Genomic DNA, 9,758 nt, shown 5'->3' on the forward strand with positions numbered 1-9,758 from the left:
AGAATATAACAGAAAATATATTTGCATTACTGGAGGTTTGATGCAACTTACTATCATTTGCGAGGATTTTTAAAAATTTTTAAATCCTCTGAAAAATGCGAGATTACTTGATTAAAGCAATTTTTTTTATTAACCTAAATTAACGGGTTTTATCTGAACTATGTGGGTTAAAAAGTTCATTACATCAAACAACACAGCAGAAGAACTAACAGTTTTATCTGAACTATGTGGGTTAAAAAGTTCTTCATCTGAAAGGCTCTGGAATTGAACTACGACAATGTTTTATCTGAACTATGTGGGTTAAAAAGAAATATTAAGGAATACCGAATTAGAAGAAAAAGCAAGTTTTATCTGAACTATGTGGGTTAAAAAGTTTTGAGAAGACAAAAAAACGATGATAAGGATATTAGTTTTATCTGAACTATGTGGGTTAAAAAGCGGGAATAATTTAATTGATTAACCGCGAGCTTTGAGGTTTTATCTGAACTATGTGGGTTAAAAAGATATTTGTAAACACTGGCCAGAAGAAGACTTATGAGGAATGTTTTATCTGAACTATGTGGGTTAAAAAGTACTTTATTGCTATCTGTAATATCAAGAAAATTCTGAGTTTTATCTGAACTATGTGGGTTAAAAAGGTGAGTGAACGTGGTTTTTATATTGTTCGAATCCTACTGTTTTATCTGAACTATGTGGGTTAAAAAGGGGGCACAACTTCGTTGTTAGTCTAGGCGGGCTTTCCATACACCCTGCCGGTTTTATCTGAACTATGTGGGTTAAAAAGTAATTCTAGATAAATTTTGTATTTCTTCGTTATTTGTATAGTTTTATCTGAACTATGTGGGTTAAAAAGATAAATGAAAAAAACAATATGAAAAAAAGTCAGATTAGTTTTATCTGAACTATGTGGGTTAAAAAGTACCAAGCGTTTTCTACAATCTCTTCTGTAATGTTTTTTGTTTTATCTGAACTATGTGGGTTAAAAAGACAACTAAATCTTTGTATATGTTTGCTTTCATATTAAGCCTGTTTTATCTGAACTATGTGGGTTAAAAAGTATGTAGCAGTAAAAGGAACAAGAAAAAAGGCGTTAGAAGTTTTATCTGAACTATGTGGGTTAAAAAGTTTGCCTTGCTTTTTCCTCTAAATTTGCTAATTTATTTCTTGTTTTATCTGAACTATGTGGGTTAAAAAGGTTCTTGAAGATGCAGAGGTCAAAGAGCTGATAAGTTTTATCTGAACTATGTGGGTTAAAAAGTCTTTTGGAAACCTGATTAGATAGCTTCCGTCAAGAGTTTTATCTGAACTATGTGGGTTAAAAAGTCATATTCATTTTCAGGATTTTGCTCAAAAGGTCTTATTGTTTTATCTGAACTATGTGGGTTAAAAAGATAGCATTAATAATTTCATCTTGTTCCGGGTACTTCGTTTTATCTGAACTATGTGGGTTAAAAAGTTGTATAGCATAAATGTTGACGAGGATATTATGAATAATATTGTTTTATCTGAACTATGTGGGGTAAAAAGGAAACGTTAAGTGAAATGCCCGCCGTCGCCTTGGAGGAAGATTTAAAAATTTGGCGGCAATTTCATTAAGGAGATGAAAAACATGGCGTCATTAAACAAAAAAAGAAGAACATACGGAGAACATTTAACTCCTGTTCAAATATTCAAAGAATTTATATTACCAGAAATAAAGGATAATCTTTACAATTATACATGGGTTGATTTGTTTGCAGGAGAAGGAAACCTCATACTACCAATATTGGAATTAATCCCAGAAAACGAGAGAGTAGAATTTTTTAAAAAACATATTTTTCTCTTTGAGATTCAAAAAGAATTAGTTGAAAAAGCTATTCAAAATGCAGTAAAATATGGAATTCCAAAAGGAATTGCTGCACAAAATATCCTTCAAAGGGATACAATCAAAAACTATCCAAAGTTTTTGCTCAATTTAGACTTACCTATTTACCATATAACAAATCCACCATACTTGTATATTGGCTATATTGTGAAGCATAAGGAAACACAAAAATACTTGGAATATTTCCAAGGGATTAATGAAGGATATCAGGATATGACTACTTACAAATATTCTAATAGCGAATATACACGAAAATATCTTGGGTTATCGCAGGTTAAGAAATTAATTCAAACCTTCCCGTGGCTAAAACTAACAGATGAGGAACGAACATATCTTAAAGATTTAATTAAAAATAAAAATGTGAACGAGCTAATATCTTTTGTTGAAAAGAAAAAAGCAGTTTGAGATTTTTATGGAAAATAAATTGAAAAGTAAGGAGATGGACAATGATGAATAAAACTTTATTCGGTGAAACTTTGGAAGTAGTTCCTCTTAAAGAAATTCCTCAGTTTAGGATTATTGGAAGCAAGTATAATATGTTATTTAATATATATAAAATTTTGAAAAAAGAGGGTATCACAGGCCATTCTTTTTTTGATGTTTTTAGTGGTAGTACTGTAGTTGGAAGATTTTTTAAAAAAATGTATTCAATAATCTCAAATGATAATCTCTATTTTTCATATGTTCTCCAACGCGGATTAATTGTAATAAATAATCTTCCTTCTTTTTCTAATTTAAATCTTAATAATCTTTCAAAAGAACCAAGAAAAAGAATTAACCAGATTTTAAATTATCTCAATACCTTAAAAGGTACTGAAGGTTTTATATATCAACATTACACTCCAGCTAGTAAAGATATTGATGGGGTGGAGAGAAAATACTTCTCGCTTAAAAATGGAATGAAAATAGATAGTGTAAGGATACAAATAGAAGAATGGTTTAAGGAAGATTATATATCAGATGATGAGTATTTTTATCTTTTAACAAGTTTACTTCTTGCCGTTCAAAAAGTAGCAAATATATCAGGTACTTATGGAGCATTCAATAAATTTTGGGACCCGAGAGCACACAAACCTCTTATTCTAAAATATATAGAAGCGATACCAAGCAAATTTACACATGTAGCCTACAATGAGAATATTTTTGATTTATTAGAGAAAATAACATGCGATATTGCTTATATAGATCCTCCTTATAATTCAAGGCAGTATATTGCTAATTATCATATGTTAGAAACAATAGCAAAATATGACAATCCTAAAATTAAAGGTAAAACAGGGATAAGGGAATATGGAGATAAGGAGAAGTCTGTATTTTGTAGTAAGAAAGAAGTTGAAGACGCTTTTTTAAAATTACTAAATGGTCTAAAAGCAAAATATATCATTATAAGTTATAATAGTGAAGGTTTGCTTTCAAAAAATCAAATAATCCAAATACTTGAAGATAGTGGAATAAAAAGAATAAGATTTTACGAAATTCCATATAGGAGATTTAAAAGTAATAATAATTCCAAGAAAAATAAAATTAGTGAGTATCTATTTATTGGGGTGAAAGAAAGATGGTAAAGTTTAAAGAACTATTGAATAAGTTTGAACCATTTCCCTTTAGGGATTTCAGAGACGAAATAAAGAAAGGAAGCTATAAAAAAAAGAGCAAATTTTCTTATATTGGTCCAGATGGAGAAGTTTATGATATTAGAAATGAATTAAATAATTTAAGTGGAAGGAAATGGCTCTTTTTTCTTAATTCCATTGAAATAACGAATTATCCAACCACTGGAAAAGAATCTTATGGACATGAATTAAGGAAAATTCATCCTTCTCCTAAGCCTCCACAACTAATGAAAAATATAATTGAATTTTTTACTAAAGAAGGTGGTTGGGTATTTGATCCATTTATGGGTGTTGGTGGGACTCTTTTAGGTGCTTCTTTATGCAGAAGAAATGCGGTAGGCATAGATATTTCAAAAAAATATATAGAAGTGTATAAAGAAGTTTCAAAAAAACTAGGACTCAAAGAACAAATAACTATTGTGGAAGATGCAAAAAACATACCATTAATTTTTGAAGATTTAGGAGAGTTTTTTGATTTGATTCTTACTGATCCTCCTTATTGTAATATGCAAGCAAGACCAAAAACAGGAGATAAAGCAAAAAAACGAGGGAAGAGATTTAGCACTCCATTTACCACCAATCCAAGAGATATAGGAAATATTAATTATAATGCTTACTTACAAGCACTGAAAGAAATCATTGAGAAAGCCGTTCAGTACCTTAAGAAAAGAAAATATATTGTAATATTTATAAAAGATTTGCAGCCAGATAAAAATCATCATAATATGCTACATGCAGATATCGTTTCAACTTTATCAGAAATAAGGAGTCTTAAGTTTAAAGGATATAAAATTTGGTTTGATAAAGCACAGAATTTATATCCATTTGGGTATCCTTTCAGTTATGTAAGCAATCAATTCCATCAATTTATTTTAATATTTCGTAAAGAGGCTTAAACATGAATAAGAAAAATCTGTGGATATTAACTGAAGAAAGGCCTAAAAGGGAAGTAATAGCTAAAATTTTATATAAATTTGCAAAAGATAATAAAATTGCTTGTTTTATAGATACAATAAGGGTATTACCTATTTTAAATAAAGATAGGAGATTTACTTTCTTATATGAAGTTGTCGGTTTTCATTCCAATAAGATAAATAAAGTATTTTTAAAAATTGTAAGTGGTTATAGCAGTTTTGTTGATTTTTTGGTTTTTTATCAAGATAAAGAACCTACAGAAGACAATATTCCATTATACGCGATAGAAGAAACCAAAACAGATGATAGTGAAAGTAGGAATACTGGAGTATTTCAGAGAGCTTCGAAATTTGTTTATATTGATTACTATTATCCAAATATAAGAAAAATTATGTTATATAATTTAAAAATTAAACAAAAGCCTGAACCAACAGATACATATATTTTTGGAACAAGATGTTTATTAACATTGGGTGTAGAAATATTAGGTAAAAAATTAGATCCTAAAATTTTTAAACCTTTTTCGTCAGTAGATGAACTAATTAATTTTAAAAATTCTATGAGGAAACCACCAAGAGGAAATATACCTATTTTGATACACAAACAAGGCAATGTAATAAAGATTAGTGGTAGATTGATTAAATCAAATTCTTTGGCTCATGATCCAAATATAGGTGCTTTGAGTCTAATCTCTGCAACATTGAGAAAATTAGGGTGGGAAGGAAGAATTGTAATAACAAATCATAGCCTAAATCAACGTCATCTAACACCGCATAACAAATTTATAAAAATTGCGAACATGTTAAATATAGAAATTGAAAATTTGAAAGTTCCTAAAGCGGTAAGAGATAGAAGATACTGGAAATATGAAAGTGAAAGTGAAAAACTTGGAACAATTTTTATCCATATAGTAGTTGAAAATTTCACTAACGGAGATGCAATATTTGAAAATCATGCTGGTTGTGAAAAGGGATATTTCATAACAAAAGATGGAAAACCAATACCATTAGAAAAATATGCTGACAGAGATGCATACAAAAAAGGTGATAAAAGTAAAATTATAAGCATTCCTGATTTAATTTTGATTGACTTTGGAAGATATGAAATTATAAATATTGAAGGTAAAAAATATGAATTTAGACATAAAGCAATAGAAGAACTAAATAATTTTGAAGAAATTGAGAAAAGATACATTAAAAAATATTATCCAAAATATAAAATAATTCGCACAGTAGTATTATATGGAGGACATGAAAGAAAGATTATTGAAATTGAAATAGGTTTCTTGTTAAATAAAAATGGTGATTTAGTATTAGGAATAAAACCACCAGAACTTTTCAAAGATGCAATTAAAAATTTAATTGATTTCTGGTTTGGTTAAAATGAAAAATAATAATGAAAATGCTCGGCGGGCGGAACGCTTCGTCGCTTCGCTCCTTGCCCTCACTTCGTTCGGGTCATATAACACGGGCTATACGGCTCGTTTCACTCGCCCAAATTCCGCCAAAGGCGGAACTTCGTATAGCCTGAAAACGTTAGGCGAAATTCCGATTAAGAGGTGAAAAAATGTGTGAACTATTGGGGATAGCATTCAATAAGCCTATCAAACCAACTTTATCATTTAGAGGATTCCGCCATAGAGGAGAGATCAATCCACACGGATGGGGAATAGCTTATTATCCAGATACATCTGTCCAAGTGATAAAAGAACCAATAAAAGCAGGAGAAAGTTCCTTATCAGAATTCATAAAAAACTATCCGCGAATTAAATCAAAGATATTTATTTCACATGTAAGATATACAAGCGTTGGGTCAAAGAGCCATATGAACACGCATCCCTTTCAAAGAGAACTAAATGGTAAAGAATTTGTTTTTGCCCATAACGGTACACTACATAATTATAAGAGATTATCAACAGGTAGATTTAGACCTGTAGGAGAAACTGATTCAGAGCATATATTTTGTTATATCCTCAATCGCATTGAAGAAAGAAACATAAATCGATGGACATCTGAAGATTTTAGATGGTTGTGGGATCTATTAAAAACCATTAACAAAAAAGGCACTTTCAATTGTATCTTTTCTGATGGAGAACATTTATTCTGTTACCATGATGAAAAAAGTTATAATGGTCTTTGTTTCGTTCATCGAAAAGCTCCTTTCAATACAGTGCGTCTGGAAGATGAAGATTTTGAAATCAACCTCTCGGAAGAAAAAGAACCATCTCAAAAAGGCTTTATCATTGCTACGAGACCATTAACCAATGAGCGGTGGGAAAACTTTCACGCTGGGGAGTTGATCGTTTTTAGAAATGGCAATATAGTTTTTTCAAGTTCCAATCGCGACGCAAAACAGTTTTCAACCACACTAAATGAGATTGAACTAAACATATTAAGACTTCTTAGACAAAGCCCCCATCGATTAAGTTTCAGAACAATATGTGATAATGTCGGTTTGTCTCGCGAAGAATTGTTACCCTCAATTTACTCATTGCTGTGTAAAAGATATATAAAACAAGACAGTAGAGATAGAGTCAAATGGGATCATGATGACGCGACATTTTATACAGAACCATCTAAGAGATCAGAAATTGACGGACTGATTAGAAAATGAAAGCCGAAACGTCGCCTAACAGCGGGTATGCGGTTCGCTATGTTTACCCAAGTCCTTATAGTGATGATGAATGACTGACTTTTTTAGAAGATATTCCAAAAAGATAGCTATAACTTTAAAAATTTCAGATATTTTATAGTAAAATTTTAACAAATTAAAAAATAAGGAGGCAAGTAAGATGAGCAAGATATTAGACAGGTTGGATTATGAAGATATTGAAAGATACAGAAAAATACTTCCTCATCTTAAAAGAATTGAAAAAGAGAAAAAGATATATTTAGAAGACCTGATAAATGAACTTATCTCTTTAGGATTTGCTGAAAATGAAGAAGAGGCTAAAAGATTAGCAGAAGAACTGGATCAATTAAGTCTTATAGTAATTGGATTAGATGAGAATTTCAAAAAAACTTGGCATAGGACAGTTAAAACTATTGAAAATTTAGAGCTAATAGTAAGATTAAATCACTTAAAAAAAGAGAAGAATAAAAAATAAAAAATAGAATAGACGCTATAAAAAAATAAAGAATAACAAAACCTAATATAGAGGTGATTAAAATGGTTGAAATAATGTATTTAGGACTGTTTGGCTTTTTAGGATTAGTTTCCTTTATATTTATTTTGTTTAAAATATTCAATCCAGAAAAAGCAGATGAATTATTTGAACCTGACCCTTGCTTTATGAAAGAAATGGAAGAAGATGATGATATTGTTTCTCGTTATTTTGGAGTTCGCCCAAGCCTTTATAGTGATGATGATTGATTTATTCCTGAAAAGGAACAGCTTTAAGATTATTAATCAATAGCTATTATTAATGAGATTATAAAAAAATGAGATTTCTATATAATCAGTATAACAGACATTTTTCTGTAAAACACACTACCATAAGGTGCATTATGGTAAATCCTTGAAAATTAATAAGTTTAAATAAGTATTCTATTGTAAGCATTGATAAATAACGAACAGGCAATAGTGAAAAATATTATATAGGATCGGTTCTGAATAAGTAGAAAAAGATTTATTTCAATTGAATAAGATGCTTGTTTCTTTTACATTATTTATGTCTTAATCCCTATGGTCCAATGAAAATCCTATATATTCCATTATAAATATAAAATCAGTATACTCCTTTACATACCATATAGTTCAGATAAAACAAAGTTTATTATGTTCCTTTTGTAGACTTTTTACAACTTTACATACCATATAGTTCAGATAAAACAGCTATAGATAAAGTCACAATAGATGACTTAGAAGTCTTTACATACCATATAGTTCAGATAAAACTTAGAGGATTGTATACTATATTTGTATCTTTATCTACAACCTTTACATACCATATAGTTCAGATAAAACTAAAACATTTATTATTTGCTCTTTTACTTTTTCAAACTGCTTTACATACCATATAGTTCAGATAAAACTCACTGATAACTTTTGCATTATCTACATCTACGCAGTAACTTTACATACCATATAGTTCAGATAAAACTAGAACAAAACTCAAGAACCATATCAGCATTGAAATCTTTACATACCATATAGTTCAGATAAAACTAGTTTTTATAGGTCCACCAAGATATACTGCAATAAGCTTTACATACCATATAGTTCAGATAAAACGGGGCAATGCTATTCAATAATTGGCTCATAACAGATCACTTTACATACCATATAGTTCAGATAAAACTTTGATTTTATGTGGCGGTGTTTTTAATAAAACTGCCTTTACATACCATATAGTTCAGATAAAACCTTCATATCTAACGTTCCAGTAGGTACTCAGTATATCTTTACATACCATATAGTTCAGATAAAACAATACTCTTAAATCTTAAATATTGATTGATAAATAAAACCTTTACATACCATATAGTTCAGATAAAACAAACGGGAAGCGAAAAAAAAGATAAAAAGTTTTAGATCTTTACATACCATATAGTTCAGATAAAACGGTTTTGTACCGTATAGGAATATAGCAACTATGGCAAACTTTACATACCATATAGTTCAGATAAAACTAATTGGTATTTATGCATCAGCAGAAATGATGATAGCTTTACATACCATATAGTTCAGATAAAACTTATCAAATTTAGGAAGTCTTTTTTTCATATCAAATGCTTTACATACCATATAGTTCAGATAAAACTGCTTCTTGAAAAGCTTTTTCCTTGTCTTTGTATATGAACTTTACATACCATATAGTTCAGATAAAACCCGTTAATTTAAGTTAATAAAAAAAATTGCTCTAATCAAGTAATTTTGCACTTTTCAGAGGATTTAAAAATTTTTAAAAATCCTCGCAAATGATAGTAAGTTGCATCAAACCTCCAGTAATGCAAATATATTTTCTGTTATATTCTCGCAAAGCATTATAAAAAACCAACTTACACAGAAATATATTTTCTATTCAAAATGCAACTACATATCAAAATTTGTTATGTATTTTCATAAAAAGTTAGAAAAAATAAAATCTGAACTAAATAGGCCTACTTATTCTATTTTCAAGTAGCCGTTTTAGAACCTATAAAATTATTGTATTGTAATTTAATGAAAAAAGCAAATTTAAAACTGAATACTCATATTAAAGTTAGTGAAATGCTTTTTTATGAAATATTACCAATGAAATAGTCAAAAGTTTGACTATTTCATTGAACAAAAAACTGTCAAACTTCTATGAAAATAGATTTACACATTGTGTAAATAAAATTTCATAGAAGTTATTTTTTCTCTTTTCTTAGTATATATATATA

General features: G+C 29.3%; 7 protein-coding genes and 2 CRISPR repeat arrays. All 7 genes read left to right on the plus strand.

Annotation, left to right across the window (positions count from 1 at the left end):
* Positions 1 to 146 precede the first annotated feature (146 nt).
* Positions 147 to 1,527: a CRISPR direct-repeat array (repeat unit 29 nt; unit sequence GTTTTATCTGAACTATGTGGGTTAAAAAG).
* A gap of 82 nt (positions 1,528 to 1,609) precedes the next feature.
* The 7 genes from CLV39_RS00270 (at position 1,610) to CLV39_RS00300 (ending at position 7,764) form a co-directional block, all read left to right on the plus strand.
* Positions 1,610 to 2,269 carry a hypothetical protein gene (locus tag CLV39_RS00270; protein ID WP_121922241.1) on the plus strand — a complete coding sequence of 220 codons (660 nt, stop codon included), beginning with the start codon at positions 1,610 to 1,612 and terminating at the stop codon, positions 2,267 to 2,269.
* Between the two features lie 44 nt (positions 2,270 to 2,313).
* The gene (locus CLV39_RS00275) at positions 2,314 to 3,429 is read left to right on the plus strand and encodes a DNA adenine methylase (RefSeq protein WP_170145571.1); all 1,116 of its coding nucleotides are present in this window, start codon (positions 2,314 to 2,316) and stop codon (positions 3,427 to 3,429) included.
* The gene (locus tag CLV39_RS00280; protein ID WP_121922243.1) at positions 3,423 to 4,373 is read left to right on the plus strand and encodes a TRM11 family SAM-dependent methyltransferase; all 951 of its coding nucleotides are present in this window, start codon (positions 3,423 to 3,425) and stop codon (positions 4,371 to 4,373) included. Before CLV39_RS00275 ends, CLV39_RS00280 begins: the two co-directional genes overlap by 7 nt.
* Positions 4,374 to 4,375: 2 nt before the next feature.
* The gene (locus CLV39_RS00285) at positions 4,376 to 5,773 is read left to right on the plus strand and encodes a hypothetical protein (protein WP_121922244.1); all 1,398 of its coding nucleotides are present in this window, start codon (positions 4,376 to 4,378) and stop codon (positions 5,771 to 5,773) included.
* Between the two features lie 185 nt (positions 5,774 to 5,958).
* Positions 5,959 to 7,005, plus strand: a complete 1,047-nt coding sequence (locus CLV39_RS00290) for a class II glutamine amidotransferase (RefSeq protein WP_121922245.1) — start codon at positions 5,959 to 5,961, stop codon at positions 7,003 to 7,005.
* A 178-nt stretch (positions 7,006 to 7,183) separates the two neighbouring features.
* Positions 7,184 to 7,498: a hypothetical protein gene (locus CLV39_RS00295; protein WP_121922246.1), complete on the plus strand. Its 315-nt coding sequence runs from the start codon at positions 7,184 to 7,186 to the stop codon at positions 7,496 to 7,498.
* A 62-nt stretch (positions 7,499 to 7,560) separates the two neighbouring features.
* Entirely contained in the window at positions 7,561 to 7,764 is a 204-nt protein-coding gene (locus tag CLV39_RS00300; protein ID WP_121922247.1) for a hypothetical protein, read from the plus strand.
* 366 nt (positions 7,765 to 8,130) lie between these two features.
* Positions 8,131 to 9,222: a CRISPR direct-repeat array (repeat unit 29 nt; unit sequence CTTTACATACCATATAGTTCAGATAAAAC).
* The last annotated feature ends 536 nt before the right edge of the window (positions 9,223 to 9,758 follow it).

Source organism: Hydrogenothermus marinus (assembly GCF_003688665.1).
GTDB classification, from domain to species: domain Bacteria; phylum Aquificota; class Aquificia; order Aquificales; family Hydrogenothermaceae; genus Hydrogenothermus; species Hydrogenothermus marinus.